Origin of the sequence: Mesorhizobium sp. M8A.F.Ca.ET.202.01.1.1, assembly GCF_004791595.1 — a bacterium.
GTDB lineage: Bacteria > Pseudomonadota > Alphaproteobacteria > Rhizobiales > Rhizobiaceae > Mesorhizobium.
Map to the genome: position 1 here is coordinate 390,605 of NZ_SRUN01000004.1, position 16,867 is coordinate 407,471.

Annotated in this window: 9 protein-coding genes; 4 read left to right on the forward strand and 5 right to left on the reverse strand. The window is 60.0% G+C overall.

What is annotated here, in order from left to right; genetic code table 11:
- Nucleotides 1-225 precede the first annotated feature (225 nt).
- Both EN845_RS12495 and EN845_RS12500 read left to right on the forward strand, forming a co-directional pair.
- On the forward strand, nt 226-3,510 hold the full coding sequence (locus EN845_RS12495) for an adenylate/guanylate cyclase domain-containing protein (RefSeq protein WP_127870113.1): 3,285 nt from the start codon (nt 226-228) through the stop codon (nt 3,508-3,510).
- Nucleotides 3,511-3,529: 19 nt separating this feature from the next.
- Nucleotides 3,530-4,210, forward strand: a complete 681-nt coding sequence (locus EN845_RS12500; RefSeq protein ID WP_127870400.1) for a redoxin domain-containing protein — start codon at nt 3,530-3,532, stop codon at nt 4,208-4,210.
- Between the two features lie 60 nt (nt 4,211-4,270).
- Here EN845_RS12500 and EN845_RS12505 read toward each other — a convergent pair whose 3' ends face one another.
- The 4 genes from EN845_RS12505 to EN845_RS12520 are packed head-to-tail and all read right to left on the reverse strand — an operon-like array spanning nt 4,271 to nt 9,790.
- Nucleotides 4,271-5,341, reverse strand: a complete 1,071-nt coding sequence (locus EN845_RS12505) for an adenylate/guanylate cyclase domain-containing protein (RefSeq protein WP_127870112.1) — start codon at nt 5,339-5,341, stop codon at nt 4,271-4,273.
- A gap of 3 nt (nt 5,342-5,344) precedes the next feature.
- Nucleotides 5,345-5,839: a Rab family GTPase gene (locus EN845_RS12510; RefSeq protein WP_127279821.1), complete on the reverse strand. Its 495-nt coding sequence runs from the start codon at nt 5,837-5,839 to the stop codon at nt 5,345-5,347.
- 11 nt (nt 5,840-5,850) lie between these two features.
- Entirely contained in the window at nt 5,851-8,910 is a 3,060-nt protein-coding gene (locus EN845_RS12515) for an OmpA family protein (RefSeq protein ID WP_127870111.1), read from the reverse strand.
- A 7-nt stretch (nt 8,911-8,917) separates the two neighbouring features.
- Nucleotides 8,918-9,790 (reverse strand): hypothetical protein, encoded by an 873-nt coding sequence (locus EN845_RS12520; RefSeq protein ID WP_245464459.1) that lies wholly within the window; start codon nt 9,788-9,790, stop codon nt 8,918-8,920.
- A gap of 650 nt (nt 9,791-10,440) precedes the next feature.
- Here EN845_RS12520 and EN845_RS12525 point away from each other — a divergent pair.
- Nucleotides 10,441-13,353 (forward strand): trifunctional glycosyltransferase/class I SAM-dependent methyltransferase/polysaccharide deacetylase, encoded by a 2,913-nt coding sequence (locus EN845_RS12525; protein WP_127870110.1) that lies wholly within the window; start codon nt 10,441-10,443, stop codon nt 13,351-13,353.
- A 308-nt stretch (nt 13,354-13,661) separates the two neighbouring features.
- Here EN845_RS12525 and EN845_RS36765 read toward each other — a convergent pair whose 3' ends face one another.
- The gene (locus tag EN845_RS36765; protein WP_348631096.1) at nt 13,662-14,354 is read right to left on the reverse strand and encodes an AraC family transcriptional regulator; all 693 of its coding nucleotides are present in this window, start codon (nt 14,352-14,354) and stop codon (nt 13,662-13,664) included.
- Between the two features lie 987 nt (nt 14,355-15,341).
- Between EN845_RS36765 and EN845_RS12540 the strand changes: the two genes are divergently transcribed.
- Nucleotides 15,342-16,781: an arylsulfatase gene (locus tag EN845_RS12540; protein WP_245464379.1), complete on the forward strand. Its 1,440-nt coding sequence runs from the start codon at nt 15,342-15,344 to the stop codon at nt 16,779-16,781.
- Nucleotides 16,782-16,867: the final 86 nt, after the last annotated feature.

Here is a 16,867-nt window from a genome sequence, read left to right on the forward strand (position 1 = left end):
TCTCCAAGATAGCAGGAAGACAGCGGGTAGAGGGAACTTTCGCAAACGACGGCCGCGCAACCGCCCGGCTCGGCAGCGCTCTGCCGCAGAAACCATCCGATCTCTCGATGGCTATTTGCGCTGCCGCTTGCCGGTTGAGAGCTATCGGTTCATCCTTGTGATTGCCCTGGCCGTGAAATGCGTGGCGAGATCATGCCGTCACGGCCCCTAGTGAGGTCTTGTTCCATGGACTGCTCAGGCTGCGGTTTCGAGATTGAGGGCGGTTACGCCTTCTGTCCGAAGTGTGGCCGGCGCCAGCCCGTGTCATGTGCCAGTTGCGGCTATGTCTGCGCACCTGATTTCGAGTTCTGTCCGAAATGCGGGGCAAGCGTCGGTGCGTCCGCAAAATCCGTCGAACGGCCTGCTCCGACACCAAGCCGGACCTTTGTGCCACCTTCTCGAACTGCGGCGCCGAACATCGAAAGCGAAGAAGGGCCGCATTCTGTCTCTGACGCCGATCGCCGGACGGTCACGGTCCTGTTCGCCGACCTCTGCGGCTTCACGACACTCAGCGAGCAGCTCGACCCCGAGGTCATGCAAACGCTGCAGAACGAACTGTTCAAGGAATTGACGGCGGCCGTGCGAAACTTTGGTGGTTTCGTCGACAAATTCATCGGCGATGCACTGCTCGCCTTGTTCGGTGCGCCGGTCGCGCATGAGGACGATCCGGAACGTGCGCTTCGCGCCGCTCTCGACATGATCGCCCGGACGGCGCGGCTGGGCGAAAGCACCCCCTACTCCGGCTCGCCTCTCCTACTCCACATCGGCATAAACACTGGTCCGGTCGTTACTGGAGGATTGGGCATCGGCGCCGCCAAATCCTATTCGGTGACCGGCGACACGGTGAATACGGCGCAACGCCTGCAATCGCTGGCCGCACCCGGTGAGGTGCTGGTAGGCGAGCTCACGCACAGGCTGACCCGACATGCCTTCTCTTACGAGTCGATGGGTGATGTCGTGCTTCGCGGCAAGGCTGGCAGTGTTCTCGTCCATCGACTCGATGCACCGCTTGCGGCGCCGCGTGCGGCGCGTGGGCTCGAGGCGCTCGGCCTCAGTGCGCCGATAATAGGCCGTGATGCGGAGCTCAACAGAATGCTGGCGAGCCTCGACCAAGCGTGCGGCGGCTCGGCCCAACTTGTCCGCCTCGTCGGAGAAGCCGGTATCGGGAAATCGCGGCTGGTGAGGGAGTTCGTCACCCGGGTCGGCGACGACGATCGTTTTCGCAACGTCGCCGTGCGACAGGCCACGTGCTCACCGCTGGGCGAACAGTCGTTTGGCGCCCTGGGCGCAGTGGTGCGCAGCGCTGCCGGGATGATGCAAAACGACAATGGGGACGAAATGCGGGGCAAGCTCGCAGCCTTGCTGACCGATCTCGGCCTGCAGGGCGACGAGGCGAAGCGGCTGATGCCTTTGCTCTACCATGTGCTCGGCCTTGGCGACCCCGATGCCACCTTGCAGCATGTCGAGCCCGAGCAACTGCGGCGGCAAATTCTCTACGCGGTCCGCACAATCATCGAACGGCGGCTTGTGTTGTCGCCGCTGCTGATCGTCGTCGAAGACCTGCACTGGGCCGACGCCGTATCGCTCGAAGCACTGCGTTTCGTGATGGACAGGCTGGAGCGCACGCGGTTGATGCTGCTGGTTACGCATCGTCCGGCGCCGGACAATGATCAACTCGACTCAAGTCGGGTCAGTCACACAGCGCTCAGGCTTTCGCCGCTCAGCAGCCATGACGGACGTAGCATGGTGGCAGCACTTTTCGGCGATAGCTGGGTAAACTCCGCGGGCGGGCTTCTCGACCAGATCCTTGAGCGCGCCGGCGGCAACCCGCTTTTTATCGAGGAGATCGTTCGCGGCCTTATCGATCGCGGTGTATTGATGCGCGAAGGCCAGCGATGGCGGACGGTGGCGGGCGAAGTCGCAACCGGCATTCCCGCCACCATCCAGGCAATGTTGCTTGCTCGTGTCGACCGGCTGCCCCAGGAGGTGCGCCGGTTAGCCCAGGAAGCCGCGGTAATCGGCCCGCGCTTCGATGCCACGCTTCTGAAAACCGTGACGGCCGATCCCGGCCGGCTGGAGGCCGGCTGCGAACTGCTTTGCGATGCGGAGATCATCGAAGAAGTTGCCGGATCAGGCTCGGTCTCGTCGCAAAGCTACCGCTTTACGCAAACATTGCTGCAGGACGTGATCTACCAGAACCTGCTCCTGCAACGCCGGACCGACATCCACGGCCGTGTCGGTGTCGCCCTGGAGCAACTGTGCGGCGACAAGCCGGAACGGCTCGAGGATTTGGCCGTGCTCGGTCATCATTTCGCACAGAGCGCCGAGCGGGAGAAGGGCGCGCATTACCTTCAGGCGGCGGGAGATCGCGCTCGCATGATATACGCCAATGACGACGCCCTTCGTTTCTACGACCGAGCCCTGACCGCGTTGGGCGCGACCGGGCAAACACCGCTCAAACTGGCAATTGCAGAGCGCATTGCCGATTTGAGCGGCCCGGCAGGCCGCCGCGAGATCGCGCACCGCCACTACGAGGCGGTGTTGCAGGCGTACCGCGGGTCAGCCGACCGCGTCGCGTCGGCGCGCGTTTTGCGCAAGATCGGTCGGCTGCTCTGGGACGTCGGCAAGCGGGACAAAGCGGAATCCCGCTATGCTGAAGCGGCGGCGCTCCTTGATGGAGCGGATGCCCCGATCGAGCAGGCGCATCTCTGGCAGGAACGCGGCCGGCAGGCATTCCGGAGCGGAGATCACGCTCTCGCGGCAAGATGGGCGGACGCGGCGCTCGATTGCGTACGCAGTCTGACAACGGAACAGGTCTCCGATGACGCCACCCTCGTGACCGCCGAGGCACTTAACACCAAGGCCGTTGCGCTGGCCCGCCTCGGCCGAAACCGTGAAGCCGTGGGTCAGGTCGAGCGTAGCATTGAATTGGCCGAGGCCGCCGGTCTGCTGGGCGCGGCGTGTCGCGGCTACACCAATCTCGGCGTGCTTTACACGACCATCGATCCGGCAAAGGCGATGGAGGTCTGCCGGCGCGGTCTGGAGGTGGCGCGCCATATTGGCGATCAGGGTTTTCAGGCGCGCCTCCTCGCCAATCTGGCGGTCGCTTGTTGTACTTTCACGGATCGCTGTCCAACGGAGGGCGTGCCTGCTGCCGAGAAGGCCATCGAGATCGACCGGGCGCTCGACCAGCGCGAGCACCTGCCGGTGCCGTTGATCGTGCTTGGGCAGATCCACCAGTGCAACGGCCGTCCGGAACTGGCGGTCGGCTTGTTCCACGAAGCACTGGACGTCGCCCGCGAAACGGGCGAACCCCAATTGCTGTTTCCGTGCTATGATGGTCTCGCAACGCTTAATCTCGACCTCGACAATCTGGCCGAGGCCGAACGCTACTTTTCCCTGGCGCAGGGTATATGCGCCCAGCACGGGCTCGACCCGGAAGCGCTTGTGGTGCTGCCTTTTCTCGACTAGCCGGGGTTGGAGGTTGGAAATGTCCGCGCCTAGTGACTTGGTGCCGCTTCAACCGGGCGACCGCGCGCCGAACGTGGTACTCGATGCCATTACCCAGGAAGGCAAGATCGCGCTCGACGACTTCCGCGGACAAAGACCGGTTCTGGTCGGCCTGTTTCGAGGTCTGCATTGTGCGTTTTGCCGGCGCCACATCGCCGCCCAGGCGCGGCTTGATCCGGAACTGCGCGAAAAGGGCGTGGAGAGCCTGACGGTGGTCAACACGCCGATCGAACGGGCGCGTCTCTATTTCCGCTACCATCCGATGCCGAATCTGCTGGCGGCCTCCGACCCGGAACGCGCTTCACATCGTGCTTTTGGACTGCCCAATCTCGAATTCACCCAAGACGAGACGAACTGGCCGTACAGGGTCTCGATGGCAGCGGCACAGGATATGCGGGTCGACGTGCCAGGCGAGTTGCCCGGTCCTATGGATCCTTTTTCCGCCAGCGAAATCCTCAACAACAAGGACCATTACGAAGTCACCGAAGCCGACGAGCAGATGATGGCAACCGGACACGGACAACTGATCGGTCAGTTCCTGCTGGACAGGCAGGGGATCGTCCGCTGGAGCTTCACGGAGGTTCCAGAGGGTGGGCGTTACATGTTTGGGGCGCCAAACCCGCAGGAGCTGATGTCAGCCGTGTCCCAAGTCGCCCAATAGACTGTCGGAATATGGGCTTGAGATGCGTGGACTCCAGGGGTCGGCATTGCTAAGCGGCAATCAGGCCGGGAGCCGCCACATTCGCACGCGGCCTGCACCACGCAATTCCGTTTCCTCGAGTGGTTCGCAAGCAAAATTTGGCCCAAGCATTTGGCGAGTTGCATCCGAAATGCGGATTTCATCGGGCTCCGCGGACGTTTGAATACGCGAGGCGAGATTAACGGTCTCGCCCCACAGGTCATAGGCGAACCGCCTCTTGCCTATGACGCCCGCGACGATTGGGCCTGAGTGAATTCCGATTCTGAGTCTCAGCGGTTCTCCTGCGAAGCGTTCGCGCCTAACCGCCTTGCGCAGTTCGAGTGCATAGCGTGTGAGGGCCTTTGCATGGTCGGATCGCGCGGTGGGCAGGCCGGCGACCACCATCACACAATCGCCGATTGTCTTGATCTTTTCGCAGCCATATCGTTCCGAGAGCCGATCCGCGGCCTTGAAGAAGTAATTTAAAATAGCGAGCGTCGTCACGGCTCCGACGCTCCGCGCTCGTTCCGTAAAACCGACTATGTCGGCAAAAAGCACACTCACTTCCGCGTGGTTGTCAGCAATTTTTTTGTGCGCTTTCAACCGCTCCGCGATCGACGCCGGAAGAATGTTGAGGAGCAGGGCTTCGGCGCGCTGGTATTCACGCGCCAATCCCTCCTGGCTCTTCCTCAATGCCTCGTTCGTCGATTGTAATTTCTCGTTGAGTTGACGCTCCCTCTCTTGCAGGAGTGTCATTTCATAAGCCTTTTGTTGAAGCCGCTGCCTATTGTCGCGTTCGGCAGTGGCGTCAAGAAAGAGCAGCCACACGCAGGCATCGTCAGCAAAAAAATGAAGGTCGGCGACACACCCGCTGGGCAGTTCGATCATGGCAATGTGAAACGGAAGCTCCGGGCAAGGCAGCAATCCTTCCATGAATTCAAGCTGCTCGGCAACAGGCTCGCCGATGCGAAGCGATGAGAGCCCGTAATGCTCAACGTTGCCGCCCTTCGCAGCGACGCAAAGCTGAGTGTCGATTTTCAGATATGCGACAGAATGCCCGTTGTAGAAGAAATTGAAAATCCAGTTTCCAACCTCTTTTGGCAATCCATGCATGATCTATTTGGTGACCATTAAAGCAAGTTGACGAAATGCATCATCAACATGTTCACCCGAAAGCGCACTTGTTAGATAGATTTGCCATCCACGTTGCCTCAGTTCGTCAATCTCGCTATCCGATATTGCCCACCGATCGGCCAGATCGGATTTGTTGAACAGCAATACAAACGGCATGGCGCCGAATTCGGCCTCGACCCGTTCGCGCAGCGTGAGCGCCACGGCAAGAGTGGCGGCGCGCGTACCATCGACGACAAGCACAAGCCCGGTTGCACCTCGCACATAGCTGACACGGAATGAGCCGATATCGTCTTCACCGGCTAAATCCCACAAAATCAGATCCACGGTTTTGTCCGGGAGCACGACATTCTTCTTGTCGATCTTCACGCCCACCGTGGTCAGGTAGGTTTCTGAAAAGATGCTCTGCACATACCTGCGCACCAGACTCGTCTTCCCGACAGAGAACCCGCCCAGCATGCAGATTTTCTTTTGCAACATCTTGGGCTCCACTAGTCCAGATTCACAGTAATCGAAACCCGGCGATTGGTGGAGCTCCCGGCCTGACTATTTTCAGGCACCAGCGGCTCAAAAGTGCCCGCGCCCCGAACCTGCAGCAGTTCCGGAGCGACGCCGCGCTTGTTGAGAAGCGCACGAACTGTCTCGGCGCGGGCGGCGCTGATCGATGCGTTGGCCGTCTCACGGCCCGTGGTGTCCGAATGGCCGGTCAACATGAACCGCGCTGTTACGCCTGACTTGCGGGCATTTTGGGCGAATTCCTTTATCTGATCCGCCAACCTGTCGAGAACCGGCAGCTGCTCCGGTCCCGGCACGACTTTGCCGGAAGAGAAGAAAATATCGGTCGTCTGGATGGCGTCTCTCAAAGAATTAAGTTCTGCAAGGTTCAGCTCACGCAGCTGCGAGACATCCAGAACCACTCCGTCCGCCGAAAGCTGTTCGGAGGCGGCTTGCGCCCGGCTGATCCAGCCGGCAGGAGCCTCACCCACGGCGACGATGCGACCCTGGATGATCGAAAGCTGAACCGATTTCGGCGGGGACAGCGACGCCGTCAGCCGCTTCACCACGAACTTCGGATCAAGGCTCTGATAGAATTGCCACTGTGAATGAACGCGGGCAGGATCAACCTGCGTTCCGGACAGCAGAGCTTGCGGGTCGGCGGCAAGCGGGTCTCTCAGGCCGGAAATGTAGAATTGTCCGCCGCTCGTCCGTTGTTGGGCGACGATGATTCCCGATTGGGCCTCAAGTCGCGCCACATAATACTGCCAATGCTCCGCCTCGCGCGCTTCGGGACTCACATCACGAACCTTGGAGATGTCGAATTCCGGTCCGCCTACCGAAAGCTGTCGGGCCGCTGCGCGCGCTCGATCTATCCAGGTGTCGGGAGCCTCACCCTCGGCAACGATGCGATTCTCGACGATCGAAAACCGAACCGATTTCGGCGGATAGAGCGACGCCGTCAGCCGCTTCAACACGAACTCCGGTTCAAGGCTCTGATAGAATTGCCACTGCGAATGAACCAGTGCGGGATCGACCTCGGTTCCCGACAACAGCGACTGCGGGTCGGCGCCAAGCGGGTCTCTCAGGCCGGAAATGTAGAATTGGCCGTCGCGTATCCTTTGTTCGGCAACGATGATGCCCGGCTGGGTGCCCAGTCGCGACACGTAGGCCTGCCAGTGCTCCGCCGCGCGTTCTTCGGGGTCACGGACCCTGGAAATATCGAATACCGGCCCGCCTGCTGAAAGCTGCCGGGCGGCGGCCTGCGCCCGGTCGATCCAGGCGCCGGGAGCCTCGCCCTCGGCAACGATGCGATTCTCGACGATCGAAAGCTGAACCGATTTCGGCGGATAGAGCGACGCCGTCAGCCGCTTCAACACGAACTCCGGCTCAAGGCTTTGATAGGATTGCCACTGCGAATGAACGCGGGCGGGATCGACCTGCGTTCCGGACAGCAGCGACTGTGGGTCGGCGGCAAGCGGGTCTCTCAGGCCGGAAACGTAGAATTGGCCGTCGCGTATATTTTGCTCGGCAACGATGATGCCCGGCTCGGCCGCCAAGCGCGACACATAGGCTTGCCAGCGCTCCGCCGCGCGTGCTTCGGGGCTCACATCACGAACCTTGGAGATGTCGAATTCCGGTCCGCCTGCCGAAAGCCGTCGAGCCGCTGCGCGCGCCTGGTCGATCCAGGTGCCAGTGGCCTCGCCCTCGGCAACGATGCGATCATTGACCACCGAAAGCCGCACCGACTCTGGCGGCACCAGCGACGCCGTCAGCCGCTTCAACACGAACTGAGGCTCGAGACTCTCATAGAACTGCCACTGCGCATGCACGCGCGCGGGATCGACCTCGGTTCCCGACAACAGCGCCTGCGGGTCGGCGGCAAGCGGATCGCGGAGGCCGGCAATATAGAATTGGCCACCGCTTATATTTTGCTCGGCAACGATGATGCCTGGCTCGGCCACCAAGCGCGACACATAGGCCTGCCAGCGCTGCCCGGTTTGCCAGGAAAGAAAGAACCAGGCACCCCCCAGAATCAAAATCAGCGCAACCAGAGCCACCACCAGCCACGGAAATCCCTGGTTTGTATCCTCCTGCTTCAGCTCAACGCAGGTCTGCAGCTGCGCCTCTACGCCGAACAGCTGCGAGGTGTCGCCGTCAAACTGCTCTAAAGCCTCCGAGCTTTGGTCATGGATGCGAAGCAATACGTCGCGAAATATTTCATGCAGTCCCTCCGGCGGATTTCCCCGGATCACCGCAACCAGCGTCGCGAGCGGTCCGACTTCCGACCAGAGACGAAGCTCGCCAAAGCGGATCGTGTCCAGGCCGCCCTGTTCTTTCTCGTTGAATGAATCCTTCACAAAATCTTGAATTGCGCTGAGCATCGAGGAAATGAGCTGAGGATCCTCGCTGGTTGCGTTATCGGCCGTAACATGCGCTATCAAGAGCCCGGAATTGCGGTTGATGAGAAAAACATGCTCTACGCGATAGACGAGAGAATGCTTCAGAACGACTTCCGAGAAGCTGGCACCGGTTCTCCAAGCTTCCACTCTCCACTTGAGACCATGCCAAGTGAATATATGTCGTAGAGTTTCATTTAGCGACTGAAAGGTCTGGTCGATCTTTTCTCCGATCGACTTGCGAATTGCCGGCAGAAACACCGGATACAATATATCCGTCAGAGTACGCGGGCTCTTCTGGATCGAGCGTTGCACGGCCCGCTCGACGGCCGGTGCGAGGGCCTCGCCGAGTTGCGCATGCGGCGCTTGGGCGGCCGCACTGGGGAGAACGCCGCCCACCGCCGTCGCAAGCTGCGCCGGTTCGTCCAGCAGATCCGTGACGCGTGAGAGCTCCGAAATCTCGCGGCCGACCAGCAACTGGCGCAGCGCTTCCATGCGAGGGTCGGCGGTTGGAACCGACTCGAATTGCGCCCGATAGTCCGGATCGACGTTCCGGGCTATTTCGACCAAAAGCTTAGCGAGAGCCTCGCGATCAATCCCTGTATCGTTCGAAGCTGCTTTTTTTGGAAGGCTGATTGGGTCGACGGTTGACGTCAAGTTCCGATCAACTCACTTTCCAGCCACGCTCCGAGTTGGTCTTGCTGCCGACGGGATCCTGATTGAGACATTTTGCGACCTCGACAAACAGGCCGGCCAAAAGATTGCGGTCGGTCTTGACGTTGCTGAGATCGGAAAACACCTTCTCTATCAGCATCTGAACGCTTTCGATCCTTTGCTTGATTTCCTCACGCAGCAAATGATCGTTTCGATTGATCCGGTCTGCAACATCGCGCTCGAGCTCGCTGACTTGATCCGACAATGCGCGCACCTGCTTTTCAAGTGCCTGATTTTGCTCGCGAAGATTCCGGTCGATCTCCTTGTCGCCCTCGGCTCGCGCATCTTTTTCGTTCCGCAATTGCGTCGCGAGCGAATCGACCTGCTTCTTCGCATTTGATTCGTACATTTCAAGATTGCGCTTGGCCTCGGATTCAACATCCTTGAAGCGCTGCAAGACCCGTTCTTCAAGCTTGGAAAAGCGGCGATCGTAGTCCTGCATCTGGTTGCCGAACAGCAGATCCCGTATCTTGTCGACACCTACAGCGTCGCCCGGGGCTCCGCTCTCGCGAGCTTGGCCCGCCATGAAGCTCAGTCCATTTCCCTCTGCATTACCGATCAGATTTGCGTCCGCTTTATTTGCTGAAGACGCGGTACTCGAAGATTCCTTAGCCATCACTATGCCCCAATTGCCAGTGGAAAACCCGGAAACGGGGATTATGTCAGACAAATACCCGGCCCACAAGCCGAAATCCTCTTTGGCTCGAGCCGATTCGCGCGCCTCTTGTTCGATCTCTGAACTAGCAACAGCTGCGCAATCTTCGATGATTTCGCTCTTGTATTTCTTTGATAGCTGAAGCAGTCGGCAAATCCAATTGATCATTCACTGAAACGTACTATCGAAAGCACGTCTAAAATCTATATATACTTTGAATGGAATAAATTATGATTTTTCATTAGATTAATTGCAATCCGCTGATCTAGATGTGCAGATACTTTCTGGCATCGGCCCGCATACTGTAACCGTCACCTTCCAACGCGGACCCAACGCTAGAAGGAAGGTCTTCTCTAGGACAGAGAATGGCTGTTCGAGAATCCAGGTTGAACGGCTGTTATTGCCGCAAGGCGGCCCGCGGCCATTACATTAGCGATGTCTACTTTTAATGAATCGACAGGACCTTGGAAATGACTGCCTTGCGGCGCCCGCCTCAGGACAACCCGTCTGCAAGCCAGGTCAGGCTTGATTTTCAGCGGAATGCCGCGGGGGCTAGATGACCCTCCCGGAGCGGTGAACGAATGTGCGAGCGGAAATGCGCCGGCGCACCGACCTCAGATCTAAGCCGTCGGGCATGAGCGCTTGCCATTCAAGCATGTCTTCAAGTCTTCCTGCTGCCTCTAATGCCCCCCGATCTTGACAGAGCAGTGCTGCCGTCCGATGCCGTATCTCCCGGCGAAAGAAAGCGAAACTCGATGATCCAGGACAAAGCTACCGTAAGCGTTGTGGTACCGACGTCCAGGCGCGGGTAAGATCGCGTGGCGCATAATCCATTGGTTTCAATCGTAATTCCTGCGCACAACACGGAGGCAACGCTGGCGCGCGCGCTCGATTGCCTTCTCGAGCAGGAGGTCGTGGACTGGGAGGCGATCATCGTCGACGACGCCTCCACGGACCGCACCCCCGCGATCATCGCCGGTTATGTGGAACGAGATGCCCGATTTCGGACGTTGAGTTCTTGCGCGCATAGCCCCGCCGGCGCGCGTAATGACGGGATTTCGACGGCGCGCGGCCAGTGGCTGATGTTCTTGGATGCCGACGACTGGGTGGATGCCAGCTTCCTTGCGAAAATGCTGGCCGCACTGAAAACCGCTCCCGATGCAGTGGCCGCCTATTGCGGTTCACGGCGCGTGATGCCCGATGGAGCATTCACCCCCTCGAGCATCGCCCCCGAAGTCGCGATCCAGCCTTTCGAAACGTTCGCCCGCCGATGTGCCATCGCCACTCACGCGGTGCTGGTCGACCGGGAAACAATCGTCGAGTTGGGCGGTTTCGATGCGTCGCTGCGTACCTGCGAAGACTGGGATCTATGGCAGCGCGTCGCACGCCTCGGCAAAAATTGGGTGATGGTCGACGAGCCGCTCGCTTTCCATCGGGCCAGCCCCAACGCGCTCAGCCGCAATTCGACGCAGATGCTGGCGGATGCGGGAATCGTGATCGCCCGCGGCTTTTCTCCTGATCCCAGGGTCAAACGCCCAGGATTGGCTCACGCCAATGGAGCGACCGAGGCGACCGGGCGAACCGCTTCGGAAGCACTCGCGTGGTTCGCGTTGTGGAACGCTGCATCGGATTGCGGCTGCGGCGGCGGCTCGATCGATCCGCAATCCCTGCGCGCGCTCCCGGCAGGACGTAAATGGGCGCGTGAGATCGCCAAGGTGGCCCTCGATGGCCTGATGGTGGGAAGCCTATCGGCGCCAGCGCATTTGGCTGCCCGGTGGGACAGGTTTGGCGGCGCCCTCACCGCGTTGATCATCGAACTCGGCAAGGTCTGGGGCGATCCGGCCGCGGCTCGTCGCGTCCAGTATCATCTCGAGCAAATGCTTCTCGATGCCGACGATCTTGCCGCACCTCGGCGGCTGGCGCGGACACTCGGAATTCGCGTCGACGCTCGAAATCCAACCTCAACCGAGCTTCCGGAGGGAATCGATCAAATCTATGCCTACCTGATGATGGATGGCCATATCGAAGCTGTCGTTCAGTTCGGCGTGCTCGGGAACGTGACAAGGCGTCATTGGATTGAACTCATCCTGAATTTGGCACCGCAAAAGGACGAAGGTGCCGACACGTCGAACACGTTTGCAGCCGAGGTACCGTCGACCACGGCGGAACGCCGGCCTGATCCGGACAGTCACTTCGGCAAACTCGAGCGATTGGTCTCGGAAGCGCGGGAACTGGTTCTGTCGAGCGCCGAAGCCACGCAGCCCCTTCCGGCGCCGCGCCGTTCACCGGCCTCGGATGGACACGACAAGGATCGTACGGCGTTCTGGAACAGCTATTTTGCGACAGAGGATCCCTGGAACTACACCTCGACCTACGAGCAGGAAAAATATGAGCGGCAGCTCGAAATTCTGCCTGCCGGCCCCATTGGACAGGCGCTTGAGCTCGCCTGCGCAGAGGGCCATTTCACGCGGCAGCTGGCGCCGCGAGTGGGTCATTTGACTGCAACTGATATCTCCGCGATAGCGGTTGAGCGGGCGCGCGCGCGATGCAGCGATCAACCGAATGTTGAATTCGGCGTACTGGATTTCATGGCGGACACGCTCCCGGGCGAGATGGATCTGATCTTCTGTTCGGAAGTGCTCTACTATCTCGATGATCTGGCCGAGTTGCAGCGCTTCACCAAAAAAGTCGCTGAGGCGCTGGCGCCTGGCGGCAGTTTCATCAGCGCACACGCATTCGTGCTTCGGGACAATCCCGAAAGGACGGGCTTCGACTGGAACACATTCGGTGGCCAAACGATCTCGGAGACGTTGGCGGCGACCGAAGGCCTCGTCCTCGAGCAATCGATCCAGACCGAACTCTATCGCATAGATCGCTTCCTCCGCCTGTCACCGGACCACACGGCGACGGAGCCGGTGATTGATCATGTGCCGGTCCGCGCATCCATCGGAATCGGGGTCGCGCGAAATATCGTCTGGGGCGGAGCGCGGGCCTTGCGCCGCGACGTCGCGCGTAGCGAGCGGCGGCAGCGTATCCCTGTCCTCATGTATCACGGCGTCGCCGATGAAGGTCCAGCCGCGCTCGCCCGTTTCCGGCTCACGCCTGCCGCATTCGCTGGCCAGATGGCATGGTTGCGGGCCAACGGCTTTCACGCGGTCATGTCCGAGCAACTGGAATGGTCCATCGCCAACCGTCAGCCTTTCGCTGGCCGCCCGGTGCTCATCACCTTCGATGACGGCTTTCAGAACTTTGCCGACCATGCCTGGCCGATCTTGCGCGCGCACGACCTGACCGCGGAAGTGTTCCTGGTGACGGACCTGGTGGGTGAAAGTGCAAAGTGGGACGCCGTCAGCGGTCCGCCGACGCGGCTTATGGATGCCGGAACGGTGCGACGTCTCGCTGCCGAAGGTGCATTCTTCGGAAGCCATCTGGCGACGCATCGCGCCATCGATGGTCTCTCGAGCTCTGACCTTGCGGCCGAGCTCCTGCGCTCTCGGATGTTCGTCGAACGGTGGACCAGTCGGCCAACCTCGGCGTTCGCGGCCCCCTTCTCCGTCACCGACCGGCGGCTTGGCAGGCTGGCCAGGGAGTGCGGCTATCGGATTGGCTTCGGCGGCAGACACGGGCCGGCGGACCTTGACAGCGATCCCATCGACCTTCCGCGCATCGAGATTCGTGGGGATCGCTCGCTCGACGACTTTGTTGCCACCGTCGAGGCCGTGCTCAATTGAACGGCGAACTTCGTCGGTGTCATTATTTCCGCTCACCATGCGCAAGAGCGACGAGACGCTTCGCACCAGTATCGCACATGCCGCCCTAAGGCCCGAGACAGACGAAGGATTTCCATCCATTCGCATCGGGGCAGGATTTTGGTAAGCTGTCGCATCGCAACCGGGTGGAGCTGTCGTTCCTGTGGTCGACGATCGTCTTCTCGAACGCAAGATGACCGAGATCGAGCAAGCGCGAGCTTGGAGCCCGCGCGTCATGTCAAAATTCGAAATGCTTATCAGGAGCGGCGACGACCGCGCGCTGTATCGGGTCAATCCTCTGGCTTTCGCCCGCGAAGCAGTGTTTCTCTGGGGGACTCGCCGAAGAGCTGGCGATAGTTCGCTGCGAAGCGGCCAAGATGGGTGAGCCCAACCTCCATCGCGATGCTTGTGACACTCGAGCCTCTTGCTCCCCGGGCGGTGAGCAGTCGCCTGGCTTCATTGAGACGGAGCGCCCTGATGAATTCCAGCGGGCTTAGAGCAAAGGTGGTGCGAAAGGCGTACTCCAATTGACGGCGGCTGACGCCGATTTCCTTACACAACCGGATGATGGGGATGTCTTCGCGGATATGGGCGCGAATGAAAGCCTCGGCCGCCCATGCCTGCCTGAGATGACGGCTGGAGGACCGATCCAATCCTGCGTTGCTAGGCGCGCCAGCGACGGCGTCAGCCATGCCTCGCAAATATTCCATCAACGCGATCGGAGTATGCTCCGGCAGAGCTGCACCGCTTGCGGCTGCTTCGAAGCGATCTGCCATCGCCTCCATTTGGCTTCGAAACATTTTCGCATCGGTGGTGGTGAGCTGAACGGCGTTTGGGTGGTCTGCAGCTCCAGCCAAGATCGTGCCAGCGGAAAGTGCCTGGATCTCTACCCAGATCGACATCGGGACAACGGCGCCTGTATAGCTAAGGCCGGGCTGGACCGTTGCTGTTACGCTCGTGCCGGCGGGGATTGTCACGATCATGTCGTCTTTGAGCGGACAGATCGTTGAGTCCCGGACCTGCTCTATGGCCACTATCGCCACGGAACCTGGGGCAAAGCCGCCGCTGGCGCGGAAGGCGCAGTTGAATTCGGCCAGATCGAGCGCCCACTTGCCGTGGGACCGGATTTGCCGGAGTCGCGACGGCAGTTGCCCTGGCGAAAGCCTGTCGACCTTCACAGGCAGCCCAGAGGCGGCATCGCCGAGCCCGCCTGGGCCGAGCCGTACGTCCCTGTGCGAAGGCGATGAAGGCCAGGTGCTCAAAAATACGTCCTTTGCGCAAAGTGGATAGCAGGATGATTGTATTAGCTGTAACTTAAATGCAAATTGCGCGAGATCAATCGGCGCAAAGTATCGCCGACTCACGGCCAATGGGGACTGTGGACGAAATAGATCTCTGGGTCAGCCGGATGCGCCGAGAACATCGAGCGCCTTTGCCATGATTATCGGGTGGCGCCGAGACCGGAAGGGCGTATTGCACAGGGTGTTGGTGTGTTAATCTGTCACGTTCCGCTGCATCGCGGCCGAATTGATCTAGCGCAAAGCGAGACTTCATCCAGTCTGAGATGCTGCATCGAATATGACTTGGTCGATGAAGCCGTCTCTTCGTCGCGATTGACGGTCTACGAGGAAGAGAAATGGGGCTATCAAGAACAGGCTTTGTCGGTTATCGGGCCGTGCACGACAACTATAGCCACGATGGCTTCGTGAACAAACTCACTCAGCAGGGGCCGATGTTGGGGTTCACCTATCAATTCGCGGTCGCCCAATAGAGGATTGTTGTGAAGTGGCTGCGTCATGGCGGCCGTGAAGCAGAACGTGGTCCTGAAGCGTCGGCCTTCAGAGTGAGTGACGATGATATCTCAAAAGCATTTACCCCTAAGGGGAGAAGGGTGGGAGAGTATGAGTATCGATCGAGACTTCCCGGCTGAAGCCGGCACAACCAACAGAATAACGCGGCGCGATGCATTGATGGCCGGCACGGCGGCTGCCGTTTCGCGCTTTGCGGTTCCAGCCGGTCTATCAGGCGCGCTTGCCGGCCTTGCCGGTGTTCAGCCCGCGGCGGCTCAAGGGACACCTCCCAACATCGTCTACATCATCTCCGACGACCAGGGCTGGAAGGACGTTGGCTTCCACGGCTCGGACATCAAGACGCCAAACATCGACAAGCTGGCTGCCGAGGGCGCGCGGTTGGAACAGTTCTATGCCCAGCCGATGTGCACGCCCACCCGGGCGGCGCTGATGACGGGACGCTATCCGTTGCGCTATGGGCTGCAGATGGGTGTTATCCCGTCAGGCGGCGGCTACGGCCTAGCCACGGACGAATACATCTTGCCTCAGATGCTCAAGGACGCCGGCTACAAGACGGCGATGGTGGGCAAGTGGCATCTGGGTCACGCGAAGGCCGAATACTGGCCGCGCCAGCGGGGATTCGATTCGTTCTACGGCGCCCTGGTTGGCGAAATCGATCACTTCAAGCACGCTTCCCATGGCGTGATGGACTGGTATCGCAATAACAAGCCGCTAAAGGAGCCCGGATACGATAACACCCTGTTCGGCACGGAAGCCGCCAAGGTGATCGAAAAGCATGACGGGAAGGCGCCGTTATTCTTGTACCTGGCATTCACCGCGCCGCATTCGCCTTATCAGGCACCCGAAGAACATATCAAAAGATATGCTCATGTTGCCGACGACCAGCGCCGGCTCTACTCCGCCATGGTTTCCGCCATGGACGACGAGATCGGCCGGGTCGTTGCCGAGCTGGAGAAGAAGAAAATGCGCGACAATACGATCATCCTCTTCCAGAGCGACAATGGCGGTGTCCGAGATGCAATGTTTGCGGGTGAATCGAAGGTCGGCAACAGCCTACCGGCCGACAATGGGCCGTACCGCAGCGGCAAGGGCACGCTTTACGAGGGCGGCACCCGCGTCTGCGGCCTGGTGAACTGGCCGGGCAAGGTGAAGGCTGGCGACGTGAACGGCCTGATACATGTCACTGATATCTATCCGACACTTGCCGGACTTGCCGGGGCAAAACCGACCAAGAACAAGCCGCTCGATGGCATGGATGTTTGGGAAACCATTAGCGAAGCCAAGCCCTCGCCTCGCACCGAGATGGTCTACAATGTCGACCCGACCGGCGGCGCAATCCGCCAAGGCGATACGAAGCTCGTATGGGCAGCCGGTGTGTTGGAGCGGGTCGAACTGTTCGATCTTGCAGCCGACAAATCCGAAAAGACCAATCTGGCCGACAAGAATCCTGACAAGGTCAAGGAATTGAAAGGAAAAATCGTGGATATCGCCAAGCAAATGGCGCCGCCGCTGTTGATAGGAGAGGCGATCAAGCTGACCTTCGGCGCACCGCCCATTTCGGCTGATCCGGCCACGGCGTTCAATGAGCTTGGAGACTAAACGCGCAGGACCGAAGTCCGTAGCTGCCAAAGCCATGGACGATGTCGCCACGGCTGTGCCACCTGGAGGGGATCTGGAGTCCGTAC

Excerpts from the sequence above, each read along its gene's own strand:
- EN845_RS12500 (WP_127870400.1), top strand. The coding sequence starts at position 3,530 with ATGTCCGCGCCTAGTGACTTGGTGCCGCTTCAACCGGGCGACCGCGCG.
- EN845_RS12520 (WP_245464459.1), bottom strand. The coding sequence starts at position 9,790 with ATGATCAATTGGATTTGCCGACTGCTTCAGCTATCAAAGAAATACAAG.
- EN845_RS36765 (WP_348631096.1), bottom strand. The coding sequence starts at position 14,354 with ATGATCGTGACAATCCCCGCCGGCACGAGCGTAACAGCAACGGTCCAG.
- EN845_RS12540 (WP_245464379.1), top strand. The coding sequence starts at position 15,342 with ATGGCCGGCACGGCGGCTGCCGTTTCGCGCTTTGCGGTTCCAGCCGGT.
- EN845_RS12495 (WP_127870113.1), top strand. The coding sequence starts at position 226 with ATGGACTGCTCAGGCTGCGGTTTCGAGATTGAGGGCGGTTACGCCTTC.
- EN845_RS12505 (WP_127870112.1), bottom strand. The coding sequence starts at position 5,341 with ATGCATGGATTGCCAAAAGAGGTTGGAAACTGGATTTTCAATTTCTTC.
- EN845_RS12510 (WP_127279821.1), bottom strand. The coding sequence starts at position 5,839 with ATGTTGCAAAAGAAAATCTGCATGCTGGGCGGGTTCTCTGTCGGGAAG.